Here is a 20038-nt window from a genome sequence, read left to right as displayed (position 1 = left end):
GAAATTATAGAGAAAAAAATAGGAAAAAAACTAAAAAGGAGCAATTATGGAAGAAAATAGAAGAGAGGTCAAAGTGTACGCCATCAAGGGAAGACGCAGCAGAAAAACTGTAGGGTTAGAAAAAACAAACAAAATACTCGGAGAAACAACCCCAGAAATAACCCCTGTGAATCCCCCAGAGAAAAAACTAAAAATTATACCCCTGGGAGGACTTCATGAGATCGGTAAAAATACCTGCATCTATGAATACGACGATGAAATAATTCTAGTAGACGCCGGCTTGGGCTTCCCCACCGAGGGCATGCACGGCATTAATATTGTGCTGCCCGACATGACCTATTTGAAGGAAAATAATCACAAAATCAAAGCAATGATCGCTACCCACGCCCATGAAGATCACATCGGCGGCATCCCCTACCACCTCAAACAAATTGACCTACCCCTTATATACGGCCCCCGCCTGGCTATCTCCCTTTTGGAGGAAAAACTAGAAGAAGCAGGATTACTAGACAAGACCAAACTCCACCCCGTACTACCAAGAGAAGTTGTTAGTATTGGTAAATACTTTAAAGTAGAATTCATCCGTAACACCCACTCCATCGCCGACAGCTTTACCCTCGCTATCCACACCCCCATCGGCGTACTCATCCACACAGGAGACTACAAAATAGACCATACCCCAGTGGACGGAGAACGGTTCGACCTACACCGTCTGGCAGAATTGGGAGAAAAAGGGGTATTATGCCTGTTAGGAGACTCCACTAACGCGGAAGTGCCCGGATTCGCCCCCTCGGAAATGGCCGTATATGGCCCCCTGGAAAGCATTTTCGCCAAAACCAGAGGCCGTCTCTTTATCACCACCTTCTCTACCTCCGTCCACCGTCTAAATATCATCCTCTCCCTGGCACAGAAATATAATCGCAAGGTGGGGGTAGTTGGACGTTCCATGTTAAACGTTATTGCCCATGCCCGTAATCTCGGCTACATCCGCTGCCCTGACCACCTTTTCCAATCCCTCCGTCATCTTTCTAATCTACCAGACCATGAGGTATTAATCCTCTGCACCGGCTGCCAGGGCGAGAAACTGGCCGCTATGACTCGTATTGCCAAAGGGGAACACCCCCAAGTCAAAATCCGCCCCGGCGACACCGTCGTCTTCTCCGCTAACCCTATCCCCGGTAACACCCTCGCAGTTGTAGATACCATTGATAAATTGATGCTACAGGGGGCGGATGTAATATATGGAAGGCATCTGGGAATACACGTCTCCGGCCATGGGTGTCAAGAAGACCAGAAACTCATGTTGGCCCTCACTAAACCCAAATTCTTTGTGCCAGTCCACGGGGAATATAGGATGTTGGTAAAACATGCTGAAATAGCCCGTAGTATGGGTATACCCCCAGAAAACATCGTCCTGGTCAACAATGGCGAAACAGTCGAACTCACCCCTGATAGCATCTGTAAGGGCGAAAAAGTCCCCTCCGGCATCCAGTTGGTAGATACTGCAGGGGTTGTCCATGCCCATGTAATGCAGGAACGTCAGCAACTGGCGGAAGATGGTGTAGTTACCGTGGCTGCCGTCACCGACTCGGAAGGCAATCTCCTCTCCCCCCCACAAATAACCCTCCGTGGCGTGGTTTGTACCATGGAACTGCCCACCCTTGAACGTCTTATCTCCTTTACCGTCGAGAGGACTATACAAGATCGTATCAAAAGCAGTCTCCTCTTAAATGCCGGCGAAGACATCAACTGGAATGGCATCCGTTTAGAAGTAGAGGCCAACCTCTCCCGCGTTATCCAACGAGAAATCCAAAGTGAACCCCTTGTCATCTTCATGCTACACGTATCCGAAGGCAGGAAAACCCCGGAGACAGAAACAGATGAAGAAATAGAAGGCAAATTCCCCCGTCGTCGTCGTAAAACCACCGCTACTACCACCGCCTCCGTCTAAATGGTGGAAACAAGCCCCACCCCCCGGGGGGTTTCCTGTCTGTCCCATTATTGTTGTATAATCCCCCTATATAATGGGTATTAGAGATAACAAAAACTTAATAATATTTATACTAATTTAACAAACGACAATGACAGACATTGAAACCCTCCAACGCTATTCCCCAGAAGTAATTGCTAATTACTACAATCGTCGCCCCTGGTTGGTTGTCCGTCGTGGCCTACAAATCCTCTTCCATTTTGGCATTTTCTACCTACATTTGTTACTAGACAAAATCTTTAAAAAAGAAGAAAAAAACAAGCAAAAAAGAGCTGAAGAGTTAAGACAAATTCTAACTAGATTAGGCCCCACATTTATTAAGGTAGGACAAGCTCTATCCACCCGCCCAGACTTAGTAAAAAAAGATTACTTGGAAGAATTAACCAAGCTACAAGACCAGCTTCCCCCCTTCGATAATAAGATAGCTTTTCAGATTATCGAGAAAGAATTAGACCTGAAAATAGAAGAAGCCTATCGCGAAATCTCCTCTCAACCCGTAGCCGCCGCCAGTCTTGGACAAGTTTACCGAGGCTATCTCCATACCGGCGAGGAAGTGGCTATAAAAGTCCAAAGGCCCAACCTTTTGCCAATCCTCACCCTCGATTTGTACCTATTACGCTGGATGGCAGTACACTTTGGCAAGTTTTTACCCCTCAACCTAGGACATAATCTAGAACTAATTGTAGACGAGTTCGGTGCTAAACTTTTTGAAGAAATCGACTACTTAAATGAAGCCAGAAATGCAGAAAAATTTGCCGCAAACTTTCGAGGAGATAAAGACATAAAAGTCCCCGCCATATACTGGCGTTATACAACCCATAAAGTCCTCACCTTGGAGTGGATAAATGGTTATAAATTAACTGATGTAGAAAGTATAAAAGCGGCAGGATTAAATCCAGATAATCTAATTCGTATCGGTGTTATCTCCGGATTAAGACAGCTTTTGGAACACGGATTCTTCCACGCAGATCCCCATCCTGGTAATCTATTTGCCATGCCAGACGGCCGCATGGCCTATATCGATTTTGGCATGATGGACCAACTCAGTGAAGACACTAAAGAGACCATTGTATCCTCTGTAGTTCAACTGATCAATAAGGACTATAAAGCCCTGGCAGAAGATTTTGTTAAACTGGGTTTCCTGACACCAGAAACCGACATCAGACCTATCATACCAGCCCTAGAAAAAGTATTCAACAACGCCATCGGCCGGAGTGTTTCTGACTTCAATTTTAAAACCATTACAGACGATTTCTCTGAGTTGATGTTTGATTACCCCTTCCGAGTGCCGGCAAAATTCGCCCTCATTATCCGCTCCCTAGTAACCCAAGAAGGATTAGCATTGAGTTTAAACCCTAATTTCCGCATCGTAGAAGTATCATTCCCCTACGTCTCCCGCAGACTCTTAACAGAAGAATCCCCGGCAATGCGTAAACGTCTGCTGGAAGTGTTGTTTAAAGACGGCAAATTCCAATGGCAAAGACTAGAACATATGATAGCACTGGCCCGTATGGATGGACACTTTGACCTTCTCCCTACCGCTGGTCTCGGGCTACAATTTTTAGTATCCCCAGAAGGGGAATACCTCCGTCAGCAAATCATAACCGCCCTGATAGAAGACGATAGACTCCACACCGAGGAAGTAAAAAGACTATGGCAGCTAATTCAACCAGAATTACACCCCCGCAAACTCCTAGACGTCGCCTGGAAAGCAATTAGGGAAAGGGTAGGGGTAGGGCAGTAGCAGACAAGGGGATAGTTGTTACAATAATGGATAATGACAATCCGGTTATGTCAGTAGTGGAAAAAAAGTGGAACTGGAAATAACAGAATTCCTAGAAATTGGTACAATTGTATGTCCCCAAGGTTTAAAGGGGAATGTAAAAGTCCAAAGTGATACCGATTTTCCCGAACGTTTTCAAAAACCCGGAATCCGCTGGATAACTAAACCCCACTCCCCATCCCCCCAAAAAATCCAATTAGAAAGAGGCTGGAAAATCCCTGGCAAGAATGTGTTTGTCGTTAAATTTGCTGGCATTGACGATCGCCAGACTGCAGAAACTCTAAGGGGTTGTAAGATTTTTGTACTAAAATGTGATAAACCCGAACTAAAAGAGGGAGAATATCACGTATCCGATCTGATTGACCTAGAAGTTTATATTCAGGCAACTGGGGAAAACATAGGAGTGGTAGTAGATGTTTTCGCCGCCGGCAACGACATCCTGGAAGTCAAACTCCATAAACAACCCCCCCAAAAAGAAAGAAAAATCCCCGACTTGAGTAAACTAAACCGCTATTCCAAGTTGCGCAAATTTAGGCCAAGAAAAACAAAACCCTTCACCGTCTTGATTCCCTTTGTAGACGAAATTGTCCCAGTAGTGGACCTGGAAAACCGCAGAATTGAAATAAACCCACCCCTAGGACTGTTGAATCTGGATTTGGCAGAAGAGGCAAGATGAAAACTATTGACCAGGCTGAGAGCTAGCTTCAAAAAGGGTAGTGGCATAGTCTAAAGCAATGGCAATGGAGGGAGAAAAAACCTCCATGAACTCCGCCATGTCCTCATTAAAATGATAGGGTTGGGCATGGGTGAGTGTCAGAATCCCCAGCACTATACTGCCTTTCAAGAAGGGTACACAAATGGCAGAGCCCACTTGATAGGGTTGACGTTCAAATTCCAACCAACGTTCGTCCTCTTTGGTATCCTTTACTAGCGCCATCCGACGATAACGATACACCCACCCCGCTAACCCCTGTTTCAAAACAGTCCCAATTAATTGAGTCTTCTCCTCCTGAATGGTTGGCCCCCTTGCCAATATACTTTCTGTTATCACCCCCTTCGGGCTTAATATGAACAAACTTGCCTTTTCCGCTTTTAGTATCTCTCTTGTCTTCTCACATATTTCTAGAAGCACAGAACGTAACATCAGTCTCCCACTGGCAACACTGCCCATTCTCAGAATGGCCTTAAACAGTTCTTGTTGAGCCTCCATTGCCCTTTTATACTTGCTCAACTGTTCCACCATACCCCTTAAGGAGGCCACCTCTATGGCTAAAGCCTCGGGAGACTGTTGCTTGGAATCCGTCATAATTGGGAAACCGTATTACTCACTCCCATTATAAATCCCCCAGTAAAAGTGGACAAGTAACAGTCCATTGCAACAACCCCCACACCCCCCGCCATGGAAAAAAAGGGCGTTATCATGGGGGGAAGAGATATGTTGGCAATGCCAGTGTTGACTTTCTGGAGAAATCTGCCAAGGGAGGAGAATTCCCACTGCCCAATGTTTCCCTAGACGAAAAAACCCTCTTGGAAATTGGGCTGTTGTTAAACCAGTCCTACCATATCTCCCAAAAAAACCTCCTACAAAATGCTACGTGACACCCCAGCAGAAGACTTACTCCGACAGTTGGGCATCATAGTCTCCACCCCCCCTCGGAGTCATGGCTTTTACCCCATCCGCGCCCCCCTACAGGCTAGTGGTTAGTAAAGACTCCTGGGGGTTGATTGATACTTTAAAAGCCTCCCCCCCTATGTGGACTTGGAATTGTTTGCACAGCCCAAAGCCCAGCTCTTTCCCCAATTTAGCTATAACCAGGCAGTGGCCAATGTGTTTTTTTCAAGTTAAACGGAGTATTAAATTGTAAAACAATACCTCATGCAGAATGACAAGACGGAGGCATGCAAGAGGTAGCTCATATACGAGCCCTGAAATTGTCAAGTATTACCACTATAACCCTCACTGGCTCGCCTTATGTCCCCCAATGCCTTGCCATAGCCCTGTGAACTAGCATCCTCACCCTTTATCCTACCCCCTATTTTAAGGCTTTGGTCAAATTGTCCCATGGGAACATAGGAGAAATTGGGGATTAGACAGTCATCCCCAGATTTCCCATTGACTGTAACTACTCTGCTATTGCTGTGCCTAAATGCGACTACCGATGGTAAGAAATATCCAACAAGTTTTTGGCAGACCTGGGAATACTAAAAGGATACTTTGGGAAAGAAAACAATAAAATCCTTTTTGATATAAATCCTGCCCGCAAAGAATACACGGAGAGGAGATTTTCCCGAAAAGTAAGTAGTTATTTCTGGGTTATAGAATTATTTTTCCCATTGCCATTCAGCATAGTCCTCTCCCCGTAACGCAACAAATTATCAATGGTAATTAGACGATTAAACCAACTGTCTACCAAGGCAGGATTCTGGCGTTTTTCCCTTTCCAAATAACGGGAAAGTTTGAACTTCAAGGTGGATAATTCCGATTGAGCATGTTTTAAATTATTCCCACTAGGATTGTTGACCAATTCCCTAAGTCTAGCAGTGAGTTTGTCAGCCTGTTCAGCCCAAGGTATGATGTACGGGGTATCAATGGCGATACGATTAGTAGCCAGGACAAAAATCCACTCCTGTTTGAGAGAAAGATAACGCTGGAAGGCACTATGAAAGGGTTGACGATGAGGCAAAGGTTGAGGATTACTACTAGTACTGCCCTGGGTTTGGGCTAGAATGCCCTGGAGGGAAGACTTGAAATTCTCTGCGGCAAAAAGAGCATAACCCCCAGAGGGCATGTTACGAATAGATTGTACCTGATCTATGGTTTCCCTATCTGGCACACCTAATAAACGAATGCCAGGAATAATAAGACTACCATTCTTCTTGTCAGCTAAATCGCGAATGGGTCGAGTGCGAGTTTCAAAATTGCCCGTGTCTAGTGCGTAAGTCATTAAAACTATCAAATCCACCCACTCGTTGAACATCCACTCTTCCCAATCCTGTTGAATAACATTAAGTCTTTTCTCCCTCTCTATGGGGAAAACAGCAGCAGAAATAAGCAAGTCCGGACGTTTTCTTTTAAGACGTTGACTCACCTCACTGACAAAACTGGTAACCTGCTGTGTGCGAAAAGTAGTCCAAAGACGCCACTGCTCACTGCCAGGTTGTATCTCAATGGGGTCAATCCCATAAGTTTGCTTAAACAATTCCCTACTTGCAGAGGTGTAACCAAAATGCTGACGAGTGTGACTATCTTGAAAGGGATAACGTATGTAGTCTAAGTGTATTCCGTCTACATTATATTTAGTAACAATTTCCTCAAACAGAGAGAGAAGGTAATTACGCACCTGGGGATTGGCAGGATCGAAGAAAGCCTTTTTGAAACCGGGAGTACGGTTGAAAACAAAGCCATTTTGATCTTTTAAAACCCAGTCAGGATTACGGGAAATTACTGGTCCTAGGTAATTATCCGGTTTTCTCTCAATCCGATTATGCCCTTCATTAGCGGCGGCAAACACCCATACCCAGGCATGTAATTCCATCCCCCTCTCATGGGCAAGTTCAATGGCCGCCTTAAGGGGATCCCATCCTCTGGTGAGGGGGTTTTGCGCGGGGGCCACCTTACTTGGGTAAATAGGATAACTGGCATTGACGGTTTCAAAAAAGACAGTGTTAATGCCAGCCCCTGCCATTTTGTTGAAAAGAGGCTCCAAATCCTTTTTTGACCGGGCTTTGACAATGGTTCCCCTATCCACCCACATAGCCCTAATTTCCGACTGGGGGAAAGGACGATCCACTGGATAGCTATCCCAAAGACGCCTCCGTGCTTCCACCCATATCTGCCTTGCCCTATTAGCATCTTGCCTAGCAACCAAGGGGAATTGCTTAAGTACCTCCCTGGCATTTTGGATGGCAGCCATGGCGCGGGAGTTGTTGAAACGGGTACTTACTTTGTTAACGCTACTGGCATTGCCTTTACGGGATTGTACTATCTCTTCAGCTATTTCCCTCATAGAGTTGCTGCCAGAATACTCACTATTTTTGGCTTCCACTGTAATCAGAGTAGCCTCCACCCGGTGGACCAAGGCTTGTAACTCCCGCGTCATTTCTTGGATTTCTTTTTCAGAAAGGCCTTTTTCCCTTCTAGTCTGCGCAAGTAGTAGGTTTTTGTTGTAGCTAATAAGGTTATTCTCCCCAGCGGCGACAGAGGTAGGGGAAAACAGTAAACTCAAGGCTAGTGAAGATAAGATGATATTTTTCCCCATTAACCACATCCCTTCAATTTTACTTACACCCTACGGGTTAAACTAGTATACCACTGACATTATGTTATCTTCCTGACAGGATGGGGAATTGGTTATAACAGTAACTAGAGGTACAAACTGTTGTTGGCAAGAAGATAGTGGAAAAACGAAGACTGGAGAGAATCAAAAGCGTATTAGCCAGAAGACAACCAGATTTGACTCTCATTGCCGACCATGTTAACAACTCCCGTAATCTTTCCGCCATTATTCGCAGTTGTGAGGCGGTGGGGATAATGGAAGTACATTGGGTGCATTCCGAACCACAAAAAGAATTTGTAGCACACAGTGTTTCTCTTGGGGCGGAAAAGTGGGTAAAACTGACCTATCATCAAGACATAAAACAGCTTATTCTAGGGCTTAAACAGAAAGGTTATAGTATTTATGCCGCCCATGTAGGGGAGAATACTGTTTCTTATCGGACTGTGGATTATACTGTCCCCTGTGCCATTATAGTAGGGGCAGAGAGGGATGGTGTAAGTCCTGAAGCCATGTCTTTGGCAGACAAACACATCCACATCCCCATGATGGGGATGACACAGTCTTTGAATGTTTCTGTAGCGGCTGCCGTTATCCTATTTGAGGCTCAAAGACAGAGAGAAGCCAAGGGATATTATCAACAAATGCGGCTATCCCCAGAAACCTATCGGGAGATACTAAGGGAATGGACTAACTACCAGGCGGATGAGGTTTTCTCTCCAGAAGATTCTTTAGTGTTAACTACCCCTTCTCCCACTCCTACAAATCCAACAGGGCATCCTCCTGATGGGTTTTGATTGTCAAATCAGAGGTGGCATACGCCTTACAGGTTAAAAAGAAACCCGCCTCTATCTCCTTTGGCTTTAAAAAGTCGTAGTCGTGTTTTACGGTTCCCTGAATAATTCTAGCAGTACAGGTTATGCACACCCCTGCACGACAAGAGTAGGGCAAATTAAACCCCTGTCTTTCTGCTGCATCTAATATGTACTCATCATCTCTCACTTCTATCACATTGTCTATTCCTCTTTGTTCATTTATCAGTCTGACCTTATAGTAGGTGTGTTCCATTGTAATGTCTCGATTCAGATAAAAATACCCTCTATTCCATCTTAATCCCCATTGAGTCCCCTTTCTGGCAAAATATTAAGCAATCTTCACATTATCTCCCATATTCCCAGTTTTTCTTTACTTTCTGCAAAAATATTTAACATAACCAGAGATAAAAGACAAAAATGAAAGAATTTATCCTCTACTTTTTCCAGGAAAAGAATTTATTTGCCCTTTCCCTGTTTCCCTATCTAGTATTCTTATGGCTTTTAACCAAGTCAGGGAAGACACCAAAACTCGCCCTGATTGGTTTTTATTTTCTCTTGTTGTTTGTAGTCGTTACCATCCCGGCAGGGTTTTATGCGGAAAGCCACTACCACGCCTCCCTTGCCAATGTAGACTGGTTGCATGGTAGTGCCGAATTTTTTCTCACCCTGTCTAATATCCTGGTAGTGTTAGGTTTTAGACAGGCGGTTATTAGCGCCGAAAATAGGAAACTATAGGTATAAAATTAAACCCAAATAAATAGCAGCAAAATCATGAACTCTGACTTGTATTTATATAGGGCTAGGCTGAGGAAGGAAAAACACCAGGAATACCTCCGCCTCCAACGTCTCCGCAAACAAAAAGAAAGAGAGGAAAAACGTCTTCACACCCAAAAAGCCATCGAAACGGCCTTGAAAATCGCCGTCAATGTAACCATTACCCTTGTTGCCGGGTTGAGTATCAAACAAATGCTGCCCTACCACCTGACACAACAAGCAAGACTGAGAGAAATAGAGGCAGAAATTGCCCTCATCAAACCCCGGGTGGAAAAACTAGAAGAAGAATTTGCGGAAACCTTCGACCCCAAACTGGCTCGTAAAATTATAGAAAAAAATAGCTACAAAGTAGAACCCGACTCCCGCCCCGTTTTCTTCCTCAATCAGAATAAATAGGCCCCCGTGAGGTACAACGGCAGTCTCCCCGCCTCCCCATCCCTTTCTCACGGGGGATAATGCACTTCCCAGACACTAGTCCTCCTCCCAACTAAAATAATACCTTAGCATTCCTAGGAGTGGGCGGAAGATTTTTCCCGATAGGGCGCACAATCAAAGGGTTGTACCCCTATTTCTGGGGGTGAATTTTCTTCTGGTGGACTAAAAATGCGGGCAAATCCTTCCGTCAAATATCTGGTTATGGCTTCTAACATTTTCATGATTTTCATGACGAACACCTCCTTTTTTTTTTCAATTTCATCCACACTGGCTCAGACGAGCCCTTCAAGCTCTCTAATTCCCATTATAGAAAAAAAAAAATTCCCCTGGTGTTTCTTAATAAAATTTAGTTTTATTTTTACATTTCTTCACCGGGGGTTTTATTTACTCTTTAGACTGTTAATTTTCTCAAGAAAATATTCTTCCTGGTAGCGGAGATTACGGGCGACTTCTAAAGCCTTTTGCCAGTATTCCCGCGCCCTATTTACTTGCTGTTTTTGGAGGTAAATTGTGGCAATATAGTCATAGGCGTTCATTAAGCCATAGAGATTGTAGGAAAGTTGTTCGACTTTTACCAACTCCTGGTATATTTCCAAAGCCACGTCTGGCCGTTGATATTGGTGGTACAATTGTCCAAGTTTCCTGAGGGCATCAGCAGCGATGGAATACAGTTGTTTTTCCCAAGCCATCTTAAAAGCCTCTTGGTAGGATTCCCCTGCCAACTGGGGTTGATTTAACTGTTTATAGTCATCACCGAGGGAGATTTTGAGCATGGGGAGATAGGAGATATTTTTACTGAAGGATGGGTTTTCTATGGCTTTTTTAAACAGTTCTTCCTTGTATAAGACTGAATTTTCTGGATTTACTAAAGCCTGACTTATTTCTGCTAATTTTCTTAGATAAATTCCCTCCTGAAGATAGTCTCCCTCCTGACGGGCAATCTGTAATAGTCTCTCATAAATCGGTTCTGCCCGGTAGTAATCAAATTTCGCCAAATATAACTCCCCAAGATTTTCTAAACTCAATTTTTCCAGAGATGAGTCATTTTTACTTCTGGCCATGTCTAAGGTTTTTAGGTTGAGTTCGACCAGTTTGTCCAAGTCGTGAATAGAAACATAAGCATTCTTCAGAAGGTTGAGGAAATCCAGATTATCAATGTCATTATTCCTCTCGATAATGGTGAGTCTTTCTGTGATAAATTTTACGTCCTGAATTCTGTTTTTCGCCCAAGCCCTCTCCCCTACCCTAGCAATCAGTTTTAACTCAGATTCCACCCCCAAATACCCACTCAAATTAATAGCCTCATACCAGAGGGAGAAAGCTAAATCATCATTTCCAGCCATGAGGGCCTCTTCGGCCTGTTTCTCTAACAACTCAATCCTTTCCCTAATTCTCCTCTGTTCAAGGGGAGTAAGAGGCCTTTCAATAATAGGAATTAATTCACTTTTGAACTCACTAGTAAGAGGGTTTTTAGACTGTCTATTTTGAGCCAAAAGAGGCATACCAGAAGAGAAAATCAGAAGAAAAAAGACAAAGCAACAAAAAGGAAACCGGCTCCACTTCATAGAGGACAGGTGCTATGATGGGGAAAAAAGGAAAATACCTCTATTATAACCATTGATTTTGAGAAACGGCTGGATAATAATAATATTGGTGGCGTGAGCGATGCACAATCGAAATAGTTTGTCGCCCCGGTTAAATGACAGAAAAGATAACAGAATAGTAGTATGGCAAAAGTATTAGTGTCAGATCCCATAGACGAAGCGGGGATAAAAATCCTATCCCAGGTGGCACAAGTAGACGTAAAAACAGGTTTGTCGCCCAAGGAATTGGCAGGTATTATAGCAGGTTACGACGCCTTAATGATCCGCTCGGGCACCCAGGTAACGGCGGAGGTGATCGAAGCAGCAACCAACCTGAAAGTCATCGGACGTGCGGGAGTGGGCGTTGATAACATAGACGTAGCTAGTGCCACCCGCAAAGGCATTATTGTGGTAAACTCCCCTGAAGGCAATACCATCGCCGCTGCTGAACACACCCTGGCAATGATGTTGGCTCTTTCCCGCTACATCCCCGATGCTAATTATTCCCTAAAACAAGGCAAGTGGGACCGCAAGAGTTTTATAGGCACTGAAGTATATAAGAAAACTCTTGGTGTTATAGGTTTGGGGAAAATTGGCTCCCATGTGGCAACAGTGGCAAAGGCCATGGGAATGAAAATCCTCGCCTATGATCCCTACATATCCCAAGAAAGGGCTAATCAACTAGGTTGTACCCTAGTGGACCTGGATGTATTGCTATCTGAGGCAGACTATATTACACTCCACGTGCCTAAAACCCCAGAAACCACTAATTTGATAAATAGGGAAACCATCGCCAAAATGAAACCCACGGTGCGGATCATCAACTGTGCCCGTGGGGGCATTATAGACGAAGAGGCCCTGTATGAAGCCCTAAAAAGTGGGAGGATCGCCGGGGCCGCCCTGGACGTCTTTGCCCAAGAGCCTTTGGGCGATTCCCCCTTAAAAACCCTCGGCAGTAACGTCATTCTTACCCCTCACCTGGGCGCCTCTACCGCTGAGGCACAGTTGAATGTGGCCATAGACGTAGCCGAACAGATTAGGGATGTATTACTTGGACTACCAGCTCGTAGTGCAGTCAATATCCCCGGCCTAGGCCCAGATGTTATGGAAAAACTACGACCATATATGCGGCTGGCAGAGGTATTGGGAGATTTGGTGGGGCAATTGGCAGGGGAAAGGGTAGACACCTTTAGGATAACCCTCCAAGGAGAATTGGCAGAAGGTAATAACAGTCGCCCCCTGGTAATTGCCGCTATCAAGGGCCTGCTGTCAAAAGCCCTAAGGGAAAGAGTAAACTACGTCAACGCCGCCATCGAAGCCAAGGAAAGAGGCATTCATGTCATTGAAACTAGAGACACCACCGTCAAAGACTACAGCAATTCCATCTATCTGGAGGCTACTGGTAGCAAAGGCACTCATTCCGTCAGTGGCGCCCTTCTCAATGACGGCGAAATGCGCATTATCAGTCTAGATAAGTTCCCCGTAAACGTAGCGCCTAATAACTACATGTTGTTTACACTTCACCGAGACATGCCCGGCATTATAGGCAAAATCGGCACCCTCTTGGGCAACTTCAATGTCAACATTGCTAGCATGCAGGTGGGGCGTAAAATCGTTAGAGGTGACGCAGTAATGGTATTGACTATAGATGACCCTCTACCAGAAGGCGTTTTAGAGGAAATTCTCAAAGTGCCCGGGGTAAGGGATGCCTATACTGTAACTCTTTGATACACCGGGGGGAAGACCTACTCATCTTCCCCTCATTTTACCCCCTTACAGGACTATGGACATCAAGTGGTGGGAGATTAGGGTAGACTATCATCCTGAGTTGGAAGACTCGGTATTCTGGCGGCTACAAGAGTTTGGCTGTCAAGGAGCCGCTGTTTTGAAGGAAGAAAGAGGCTGGGTTATTAAAGGCTATGTGCCCAATTTAGAAATCACCTCTTTAGACTTGGCCGCCTTAGCACTGTGGATAAAACAAGATTTTGTGCTAGCAGGCAAGAATCCCCCCGTGGTTGCATGGCAGTTGATCCCCGAACAAGATTGGGCTAGTAGCTGGAAACAACACTGGCAGCCTTTAGATGTAGGCGATCGTTTTTCCATCTATCCCGCTTGGATTGAACCCCCTAGCCAATCTGAACGTATAATCATACGGTTAGACCCTGGTTTCGCCTTTGGCACGGGAGTACACCCCACCACCCAACTATGTCTGGAATCCCTGGAAATGCGCATCGATGAAACTCAGCCCAATCAGATTGTGGCCGATATTGGTTGTGGTTCTGGTATTCTGTCTATAGCCGCTAGCATGCTGGGGGCATCTAAAGTCTTTGCCGTAGACACTGACCCCCTGGCTGTTTCCGCCACCCTAGAAAACAGCCGTCTCAATCAAGTTTATAACATAGTCGTAATTAAGGGTAGCATAGAGGACGTAAAAGCCCAGGGAGAATTGTTAGATGGGATTGTCTGCAATATCCTGGCCGAGGTGATTAAACCTATGATCCCAGACATGACAGCCATAATCAAGCCAGACGGTTGGACAATTCTCAGTGGCATCCTCCTAGAACAGTCTAACGAGATTGTCAGTATACTAGAAAAGCACGGGTGGACCATTGCCGCCCTCTGGCAACGAGAAGGCTGGTGTTGTGTCAATGCCCGTCGCTCATAGTTTTTGGATATCCTAGAATACAATAATGGAGACCATCCTTGTTACGGGTAGTAGTGGCTTTATTGGCTATCATCTCAGTAAACGCCTGCTGACATGCGGCTTTCAGGTCCTCGGACTTGATAACATGAGCAACTACTATGATGTTTCGCTAAAACAGGCCCGTCTGCGAGAACTACAAAAGTACAACAACTTTCAGTTCCACCAGCTAGACTTATGTAACCGTCAGGGAGTAATGGATTTGTTTGCCAGTCACACCATAAGTAAAGTGGTGCATCTCGCCGCACAAGCCGGTGTTAGATATTCCCTGGAAAATCCCTATGCCTACATTGACAGCAATATAGTAGGTTTTATCAACATCCTGGAAGCCTGTCGTCACCACCCCGTACAACATCTAGTATATGCCTCTTCTAGTTCAGTGTACGGCAACAACCAGAAAGTTCCCTTCTCTGTGACAGACAATGTAGACTATCCCATTAGTCTCTACGCCGCTACCAAGAGGGCAAACGAATTAATGGCTTACACCTATAGTCACCTCTATCAGATACCCACCACCGGTTTAAGATTTTTTACCGTCTACGGCAGTTGGGGAAGGCCTGACATGGCTTATTTTATTTTTACCAAGAACATTCTAGAGGGCAAGCCCATTAAAATATTCAACTACGGCCACATGAAACGAGATTTTACCTATGTCGACGACATTATTGAGGGAGTAGTAAGGGTTATGCATAAAATCCCCCAGCCTTCCCCCGACAACCCCCAACAAAAAGCACCCCATCGCCTTTACAATATTGGCAATAACCAACCAGTAGAATTGTTAGAATTGGTTGCCTGTTTAGAAAAGTGTTTGGGAATAGAGGCAAAAAAGGAATTCCTCCCTATGCAACCAGGAGATGTAGTTATTACCTATGCCGACATAGATGACTTGTATCAGGCAGTAGGCTTTAAACCCTCCACCCCCCTGGCAGAGGGTATCGCAGAATTTGTGCGTTGGTATCGCGACTTTTATAACTGTTAGACACAAAGGAGAATAAGATGAAGGGTAAATGGCACAAGAGAATCAGACAGTTGCATGCCCTCCTCGCACCTATCGTGTTGCTACCCTTACTAGTAACGGTTATTACTGGAGTTGCCTATCGTTTAGGCAAGAGTTGGTTTGGTCTGTCCAGAGAGCAGGTACACTTTTTAATGGTAATCCATGAGGGGGAGTATTTAGGCCGTTTTTTTGAACCCATTTACGTCCTTCTCAACGGCCTAGGACTATTATGGATGTTAGTCACTGGCACCATGATACTCCTTAACTCCTGGATTAACTCCCGGAAGGTCTCCCCCTCCCTTGGCAACCTTTCCCCACAGACACCGGAGAAGGAGAAAAACAGTTAGCCTAACTCAAACGATACTTCCCCTCCGATTCTGGACTTTCTACCTTGGGTAGTCCCATGCTATAATTCAACACCCGGCCATTAAGATTATAAGAAATTTCCCCCTTTAACAAAAGGCTACGGATAAAGTGTTCCAATTCCGAGCCTATACGACGTAGATTATAGTCCGTCAGAGCCTCCCCACTGTAGTCTTCTACCAACTCATCGAATTTTCTATATACTTTCTGTAATGCCTCCTCATTCCAATTGAACTCATTATCGGGATCCACGTCAAGAGTCAAAACTTGCTCGGAAGGCACCAATTCGTTATCTTTTACCTCGGCCGCATAGATCCTAATATGACGGGTGGTAGACTTAATCATGGGTTTCTGTATTCCCTCAATGTCCTGTTTTAGTGCTATTTTGCCACAAAAAGACCCCTAGACAAAATAAAAACGCCTAAGGAATTACTCCCTAGACGTCTTGTGTGATGTGCTCGTCCTGTGATACAATGGCCTAGCCGTTAAGATAATAGTTTCTCTCTGCCTCCAATTGTTGGACTAAGGCAGTATCGCCCTTGGCTTTGGCAACTTCCAAACGACGGTCTAAAATTCTTAAGAGATTTTCCCTATGTGTCCTCTTAGCTTCTCTCCACGCTTGATAAGTAATCATAGTCCTCCTCCTTTTTCTAAACAACCTCAGTCTTAACCCTTTCCCCTGCACTGGGGCATTCCTTTTGTCTCTTGTCTTTAACTATTTTTGACCACTACTGAAGGCCAATTTGTTGAGAGGCCCTCTCCAACATGGTAGCATGACGATTATTGCGGCGTTGACGGTTGTCTGCCATCAAAAGACGTGCTTGTTGTTCGATCAAGCCTATTTGTTTTTGGTTGAATTTAGCGTTCATACCTCGCCTCCTTTTATACAATTGTAGGGTTTTTTATTGAGGCGCGTTCCTTCGGGAGTCCCCCACTCCCTACTTCCGTCTGCTTTACGCAGATGAACGATTTATCTTTCCATCTTTAATATAGCAAAACTGTATCAAATTTGACAACTTTTTTTATCACAAATTGTAAACAAGCCCTACTATGAGGATTCTAGTGGATTGCACTTGTGTCCGACCACCCCTCAGTGGTGTTGGCTACTACACTCATACTCTGATAAAGGCCCTGAGGGATTTGGTAAAAAGCCGTTTCCCTGAGTGGCATCTTGCCCTTTACCGTCAGCCCTCTTTACGGGAGTGGTTGACAGGAAAACCCCCTTCCCTCTCTTTCCCCCAACAAGGTGGGCAGATGTTTTATTTGCCCCTCCCTGTAAATGTTAGTAGCCTTTTGGGCAAACATGCCGCTTTTTTTGCCGAAAATTTGGGAGATTATTTTGATGTTGTCCATGGAACTGACCATTACGTCTATCCCTTTAGAAGAGGTAAAAAGCTCATAACTATCCATGATTTAGCCTTTGTTAGATACCCTGAATATTGTCATTATATAGTGAGAATTAGCTATGAAAATAGGATAAAAAAATGCCTGGAATGGACAGACCTTGTGCTAACCTTCTCTCAGATTACTAAGAAGGAAATAGTCGATTACTTCCAAATTCCTGAAGAAAAAGTTGTGGTAACCTCCGAGGCAAGTCGCTATGACTCAAACTACCTTGATTCCGTAAACGTGGCGGAGGTAAAACGCAAATATCATCATCTCTTCGCCCAACCATATATTCTGTTTGTGGGCACAATGGAGCCGAGAAAAAATATTATAAATCTAGTAAAAGCATTTAACCTAATAAAAAAAGAATTTGCCATTAACCATAACCTGGTGTTAATAGGAAAAAAAGGATGGCAATACAGGGAGATTTTGGCTGAGATAGAAAACTCCCCCTATAGGAATAATATAAAACACCTAGGCTATTTAACAGAAGAAGAAGTAGCAGTATTCTATGCCAATGCCGAGGTATTTGTATATCCTTCCCTTTACGAGGGTTTTGGGTTGCCAATTCTAGAAGCCATGACATTAGGCGCGCCGGTTGTCACCTCAAGAATTTCTGCCTTACCAGAAGTGGCAGGGGAGGCAGCGTTATATATTCCCCCCCACGACTGGCAGGCCATGGCCTATACTGTCTATAGGGTAATTCAAGATAGGGATTTGCGGGAAAAGTTAAAACAACTAGGTAAACTTAGGGGGAGTTTATACTCTTGGCAACGAGTGGCAGAAGAAACACTCCACATATACTCATCCCTTGGGCATTCCTTCGTCTGTTGAGGGAAAATGGAGGTGGTGGAGTTTACTGAAAAGCGGCTTGGTAGAGTTTGTTTGCCTGTTGATAAGCCTCCCATTCCCCGCTATTTTTAAGATGACGTAGTCTATTTTCCATTAACATTCGGGCTTCGTTGCGACTGACGGGCTCAAAACTGATAGAATTGCCCTTGGATGTCACCCTAAAAAACAAACGCTGGGCATACAGAGTCGTATACAACTCCTCATTCCTGTCAATCACGCATAGACGATATAACAACCCAAAATTGGGATGATTAATATATACTTCTGCTACCATTCAACTTTTGCCGTTGCTCATAGACAATTTTGATTGTATTCCATTAGTGCCATTATAGACCCCTTCCAGCGGGGGGCAAGTTTCGCCAATCCCCCCCTTCCCTTAAAACCTAAAATATGCTCTCAAATAACTCGGTGGACTATCAATCCCTACTCGGCCTTACCATCCCCAGCCCTAATGATATTCTATACCACCAGAATTATTAATGGCAACCCGATTTTTTTGGCAGTCTCCCCACCTCCCCCTTGGCAAGGGGAAAAAAAGAAGAATGTAATGAGTTAGATAAATACTTTGACTTTGCCGTGACAGACGATATGTTGGGGGTTGAGATGGAGGGATTGAATAAAAACGTCTTCCCCTAGAAAGATTTCAAAATCCTCGACAATGAGGGGAGAAGTGGAGGCGATGCCTGAAATTTCTAGGGGAGTAAACAGAAGAGTGTTTGGGTTTTTTAGTCGAACACCAGCGGTAAGGCTAAGATAAGATTTGTTACCAGTGATGCCAGTTAAGAGGAATTTGTCGGGAAAAATTTTAAGGTGTTTCCAGTGAATAGGAGGGAAAAAGAGAGAAGAATTGAAGGATGGAGGCAAAATTTTTTCTGCTAACAAATAAACTAACTCCTCCAATCCCCGAGACAAAAGTGGAGAATTTAAGCCCTGTTGTAAGTCAGCAGTCAGAAGAAGAATCTCTCCTTCAATAAAAAAAGGATGTAATAGTCTAAAAGGTTTTCGGAGAAGAATCTCCCTAAGATTAAAAGCAATGGATTCCGCTTTTACAGAGGCTTTATGAAAACGAATCCCCCTATAGGTGGCTTTCTCGGCTAATAGATAAACTCTATCAATTCTGCCTTTTAAAATGTCTTTATCCCCAGCCTGTATGTCTAGTTTAATATTATCAACACTGGTGAGCTGTGAGCGCAACCACAGTCGAATGGCAGGGGAAAGAATATTAGATATGAATTGGGATTTGTGTTTAATCATTGAGGTTAAAAGAAGATAGAAGAGGGCAAGTTGGTTAACATTTTAGTAGGAAAGGTTATAAAGGGGAATTATGCCAGAAAGGGTACAAAAAATTTTGAGTCAGTGGGGAATAGCTTCCCGACGAGAGGGGGAAGAGATGATTCGTCAGAAAAGAGTGAAAGTGAATGGGAAAATAGCTTCATTGGGCGCCACCGCCGACCCTAGCCGAGATATAATAGAAGTCGATGGAACAGTCTTAACCTTGAATTCCCGCCCCCGTTTAGTCTATTTACTGCTCCATAAGCCTAGAGGCTACATTTGTAGTTGTTATGATCCCCAGGGGAGAAAGACGGTAATAGACCTGTTACCTAAAAAACTACAGAGAGGATATGGAATTCATCCAGTGGGTAGACTGGATAAGGAAACCACCGGTGCTTTAATTTTAACCAATGATGGAGCCTTGACGTTGGGCCTGACCCATCCCCGTTATCATCTCCCGAAAACCTATCTTGTTAGGGTGAGGGGGTATTTCCCAGACGAGTTGATAGAAAAATGGCGTAGGGGTTTTATGTGGGAGGGGAAACAGACTCTTCCTGCCACCATTAAAATTATTCATCGAGACGAGGGGAAAACAGAGATGGAAATGGTGTTGAGGGAGGGAAGAAATCGTCAAATCCGTCGCATCGCCGACTTATTTGGGTATCCTGTTATTAGTTTACACCGGAAGGCCATTGCTTTTCTTTCTCTTGATTCTCTTCCTTCCGGTTGTTATCGTCATCTGACACCTTGGGAAGTCTCTAAACTGAGAAGTCTTATTGGCTTGTCTGCAGTCAGTTGAAACTATTAGGTGAG

22 protein-coding genes and 1 pseudogene are annotated in these 20038 nt (G+C 44.5%); 13 read left to right on the top strand and 10 right to left on the bottom strand.

Annotated elements, in window-relative coordinates:
- The first annotated feature begins 46 nt into the window (after positions 1 to 46).
- From IGQ44_01860 to rimM, 3 genes are all read left to right on the top strand, one after another.
- Positions 47 to 1951 (top strand): ribonuclease J, encoded by a 1905-nt coding sequence (locus IGQ44_01860; GenBank protein HIK36723.1) that lies wholly within the window; start codon positions 47 to 49, stop codon positions 1949 to 1951.
- A gap of 130 nt (positions 1952 to 2081) precedes the next feature.
- On the top strand, positions 2082 to 3734 hold the full coding sequence (locus IGQ44_01855; GenBank protein ID HIK36722.1) for an AarF/ABC1/UbiB kinase family protein: 1653 nt from the start codon (positions 2082 to 2084) through the stop codon (positions 3732 to 3734).
- A 73-nt stretch (positions 3735 to 3807) separates the two neighbouring features.
- A complete protein-coding gene (rimM, locus tag IGQ44_01850) occupies positions 3808 to 4449 on the top strand; it encodes a ribosome maturation factor RimM (GenBank protein HIK36721.1) in 642 nt (213 codons plus the stop codon).
- 3 nt (positions 4450 to 4452) lie between these two features.
- On the opposite strand, the gene IGQ44_01845 is transcribed toward rimM, so the two are convergent.
- Complete coding sequence (locus tag IGQ44_01845; protein HIK36720.1) at positions 4453 to 5079, bottom strand: GAF domain-containing protein; 627 nt, start codon at positions 5077 to 5079, stop codon at positions 4453 to 4455.
- A gap of 2 nt (positions 5080 to 5081) precedes the next feature.
- Between IGQ44_01845 and IGQ44_01840 the strand changes: the two genes are divergently transcribed.
- Complete coding sequence (locus tag IGQ44_01840) at positions 5082 to 5372, top strand: hypothetical protein (GenBank protein ID HIK36719.1); 291 nt, start codon at positions 5082 to 5084, stop codon at positions 5370 to 5372.
- A gap of 704 nt (positions 5373 to 6076) precedes the next feature.
- On the opposite strand, the gene IGQ44_01835 is transcribed toward IGQ44_01840, so the two are convergent.
- Positions 6077 to 8041, bottom strand: a complete 1965-nt coding sequence (locus IGQ44_01835; GenBank protein HIK36718.1) for a family 10 glycosylhydrolase — start codon at positions 8039 to 8041, stop codon at positions 6077 to 6079.
- A gap of 128 nt (positions 8042 to 8169) precedes the next feature.
- On the opposite strand from IGQ44_01835, the gene IGQ44_01830 reads away from it, so the two are divergent.
- A complete protein-coding gene (locus tag IGQ44_01830) occupies positions 8170 to 8844 on the top strand; it encodes a tRNA (guanine-N2)-dimethyltransferase (protein HIK36717.1) in 675 nt (224 codons plus the stop codon).
- On the opposite strand, the gene IGQ44_01825 is transcribed toward IGQ44_01830, so the two are convergent.
- On the bottom strand, positions 8807 to 9115 hold the full coding sequence (locus IGQ44_01825) for a 2Fe-2S iron-sulfur cluster binding domain-containing protein (protein HIK36716.1): 309 nt from the start codon (positions 9113 to 9115) through the stop codon (positions 8807 to 8809). The two genes, IGQ44_01830 and IGQ44_01825, sit on opposite strands and share 38 nt — an antisense overlap.
- A gap of 164 nt (positions 9116 to 9279) precedes the next feature.
- On the opposite strand from IGQ44_01825, the gene IGQ44_01820 reads away from it, so the two are divergent.
- Positions 9280 to 9597, top strand: coding sequence for a DUF3593 domain-containing protein (locus tag IGQ44_01820; protein ID HIK36715.1), 318 nt, complete (start codon positions 9280 to 9282; stop codon positions 9595 to 9597).
- Between the two features lie 36 nt (positions 9598 to 9633).
- Positions 9634 to 10032: a hypothetical protein gene (locus tag IGQ44_01815; protein ID HIK36714.1), complete on the top strand. Its 399-nt coding sequence runs from the start codon at positions 9634 to 9636 to the stop codon at positions 10030 to 10032.
- Between the two features lie 113 nt (positions 10033 to 10145).
- Here the strand turns inward: IGQ44_01815 and IGQ44_01810 are convergent, their stop codons facing one another.
- Both IGQ44_01810 and IGQ44_01805 read right to left on the bottom strand, forming a co-directional pair.
- Positions 10146 to 10337, bottom strand: coding sequence for a hypothetical protein (locus IGQ44_01810; GenBank protein HIK36713.1), 192 nt, complete (start codon positions 10335 to 10337; stop codon positions 10146 to 10148).
- Between the two features lie 114 nt (positions 10338 to 10451).
- Positions 10452 to 11636 carry a tetratricopeptide repeat-containing protein gene (locus tag IGQ44_01805; GenBank protein HIK36712.1) on the bottom strand — a complete coding sequence of 395 codons (1185 nt, stop codon included), beginning with the start codon at positions 11634 to 11636 and terminating at the stop codon, positions 10452 to 10454.
- A gap of 162 nt (positions 11637 to 11798) precedes the next feature.
- Here IGQ44_01805 and IGQ44_01800 point away from each other — a divergent pair, with 162 nt between their 5' ends.
- The 4 genes and pseudogenes from IGQ44_01800 to IGQ44_01785 all read left to right on the top strand — a co-directional run bounded on the left by IGQ44_01800 (position 11799) and on the right by IGQ44_01785 (position 15609).
- On the top strand, positions 11799 to 13382 hold the full coding sequence (locus IGQ44_01800; GenBank protein HIK36711.1) for a phosphoglycerate dehydrogenase: 1584 nt from the start codon (positions 11799 to 11801) through the stop codon (positions 13380 to 13382).
- Positions 13383 to 13437: 55 nt separating this feature from the next.
- The gene (locus tag IGQ44_01795; GenBank protein HIK36710.1) at positions 13438 to 14319 is read left to right on the top strand and encodes a 50S ribosomal protein L11 methyltransferase; all 882 of its coding nucleotides are present in this window, start codon (positions 13438 to 13440) and stop codon (positions 14317 to 14319) included.
- 25 nt (positions 14320 to 14344) lie between these two features.
- On the top strand, positions 14345 to 15334 hold the full coding sequence (locus IGQ44_01790; GenBank protein ID HIK36709.1) for an NAD-dependent epimerase: 990 nt from the start codon (positions 14345 to 14347) through the stop codon (positions 15332 to 15334).
- Between the two features lie 17 nt (positions 15335 to 15351).
- A pseudogene (locus IGQ44_01785) lies at positions 15352 to 15609 on the top strand (PepSY domain-containing protein).
- A 91-nt stretch (positions 15610 to 15700) separates the two neighbouring features.
- Here IGQ44_01785 and IGQ44_01780 read toward each other — a convergent pair.
- The 3 genes from IGQ44_01780 to IGQ44_01770 form a co-directional block, all read right to left on the bottom strand.
- Positions 15701 to 16060: an NAD(P)H-quinone oxidoreductase subunit M gene (locus IGQ44_01780; protein HIK36708.1), complete on the bottom strand. Its 360-nt coding sequence runs from the start codon at positions 16058 to 16060 to the stop codon at positions 15701 to 15703.
- A 133-nt stretch (positions 16061 to 16193) separates the two neighbouring features.
- Entirely contained in the window at positions 16194 to 16349 is a 156-nt protein-coding gene (locus IGQ44_01775; GenBank protein ID HIK36707.1) for a hypothetical protein, read from the bottom strand.
- A gap of 94 nt (positions 16350 to 16443) precedes the next feature.
- Positions 16444 to 16584 carry a hypothetical protein gene (locus tag IGQ44_01770; protein ID HIK36706.1) on the bottom strand — a complete coding sequence of 47 codons (141 nt, stop codon included), beginning with the start codon at positions 16582 to 16584 and terminating at the stop codon, positions 16444 to 16446.
- A 181-nt stretch (positions 16585 to 16765) separates the two neighbouring features.
- Between IGQ44_01770 and IGQ44_01765 the strand changes: the two genes are divergently transcribed.
- On the top strand, positions 16766 to 17935 hold the full coding sequence (locus IGQ44_01765) for a glycosyltransferase family 4 protein (GenBank protein ID HIK36705.1): 1170 nt from the start codon (positions 16766 to 16768) through the stop codon (positions 17933 to 17935).
- Positions 17936 to 17957: 22 nt separating this feature from the next.
- Here the strand turns inward: IGQ44_01765 and IGQ44_01760 are convergent, their stop codons facing one another.
- On the bottom strand, positions 17958 to 18227 hold the full coding sequence (locus IGQ44_01760; protein HIK36704.1) for a PipX family protein: 270 nt from the start codon (positions 18225 to 18227) through the stop codon (positions 17958 to 17960).
- A 278-nt stretch (positions 18228 to 18505) separates the two neighbouring features.
- On the bottom strand, positions 18506 to 19207 hold the full coding sequence (locus tag IGQ44_01755) for a DUF2993 domain-containing protein (GenBank protein ID HIK36703.1): 702 nt from the start codon (positions 19205 to 19207) through the stop codon (positions 18506 to 18508).
- 70 nt (positions 19208 to 19277) lie between these two features.
- On the opposite strand from IGQ44_01755, the gene IGQ44_01750 reads away from it, so the two are divergent.
- Positions 19278 to 20024 (top strand): rRNA pseudouridine synthase, encoded by a 747-nt coding sequence (locus IGQ44_01750; GenBank protein ID HIK36702.1) that lies wholly within the window; start codon positions 19278 to 19280, stop codon positions 20022 to 20024.
- Positions 20025 to 20038 lie beyond the last annotated feature (14 nt).

Origin of the sequence: Geminocystis sp. M7585_C2015_104, from assembly GCA_015295805.1 — a bacterium.
Taxonomy (GTDB): domain Bacteria; phylum Cyanobacteriota; class Cyanobacteriia; order Cyanobacteriales; family Cyanobacteriaceae; genus DVEF01.
The sequence above is the reverse complement of the archived record's forward strand: the minus strand, read 5'-3'. Positions and strand labels throughout refer to the sequence as shown.

Bases quoted from the DNA above. Each gene is read 5' to 3' on its own strand.
- IGQ44_01755 (HIK36703.1), bottom strand. From the start codon at position 19,207: ATGATTAAACACAAATCCCAATTCATATCTAATATTCTTTCCCCTGCC.
- IGQ44_01835 (HIK36718.1), bottom strand. From the start codon at position 8,041: ATGTGGTTAATGGGGAAAAATATCATCTTATCTTCACTAGCCTTGAGT.
- IGQ44_01760 (HIK36704.1), bottom strand. From the start codon at position 18,227: ATGGTAGCAGAAGTATATATTAATCATCCCAATTTTGGGTTGTTATAT.
- IGQ44_01750 (HIK36702.1), top strand. From the start codon at position 19,278: ATGCCAGAAAGGGTACAAAAAATTTTGAGTCAGTGGGGAATAGCTTCC.
- IGQ44_01790 (HIK36709.1), top strand. From the start codon at position 14,345: ATGGAGACCATCCTTGTTACGGGTAGTAGTGGCTTTATTGGCTATCAT.
- IGQ44_01800 (HIK36711.1), top strand. From the start codon at position 11,799: ATGGCAAAAGTATTAGTGTCAGATCCCATAGACGAAGCGGGGATAAAA.
- IGQ44_01780 (HIK36708.1), bottom strand. From the start codon at position 16,060: ATGATTAAGTCTACCACCCGTCATATTAGGATCTATGCGGCCGAGGTA.
- IGQ44_01855 (HIK36722.1), top strand. From the start codon at position 2,082: ATGACAGACATTGAAACCCTCCAACGCTATTCCCCAGAAGTAATTGCT.
- IGQ44_01815 (HIK36714.1), top strand. From the start codon at position 9,634: ATGAACTCTGACTTGTATTTATATAGGGCTAGGCTGAGGAAGGAAAAA.
- IGQ44_01860 (HIK36723.1), top strand. From the start codon at position 47: ATGGAAGAAAATAGAAGAGAGGTCAAAGTGTACGCCATCAAGGGAAGA.
- IGQ44_01765 (HIK36705.1), top strand. From the start codon at position 16,766: ATGAGGATTCTAGTGGATTGCACTTGTGTCCGACCACCCCTCAGTGGT.
- IGQ44_01845 (HIK36720.1), bottom strand. From the start codon at position 5,079: ATGACGGATTCCAAGCAACAGTCTCCCGAGGCTTTAGCCATAGAGGTG.
- IGQ44_01775 (HIK36707.1), bottom strand. From the start codon at position 16,349: ATGATTACTTATCAAGCGTGGAGAGAAGCTAAGAGGACACATAGGGAA.
- IGQ44_01820 (HIK36715.1), top strand. From the start codon at position 9,280: ATGAAAGAATTTATCCTCTACTTTTTCCAGGAAAAGAATTTATTTGCC.
- IGQ44_01825 (HIK36716.1), bottom strand. From the start codon at position 9,115: ATGGAACACACCTACTATAAGGTCAGACTGATAAATGAACAAAGAGGA.
- IGQ44_01770 (HIK36706.1), bottom strand. From the start codon at position 16,584: ATGAACGCTAAATTCAACCAAAAACAAATAGGCTTGATCGAACAACAA.
- IGQ44_01795 (HIK36710.1), top strand. From the start codon at position 13,438: ATGGACATCAAGTGGTGGGAGATTAGGGTAGACTATCATCCTGAGTTG.
- IGQ44_01805 (HIK36712.1), bottom strand. From the start codon at position 11,636: ATGAAGTGGAGCCGGTTTCCTTTTTGTTGCTTTGTCTTTTTTCTTCTG.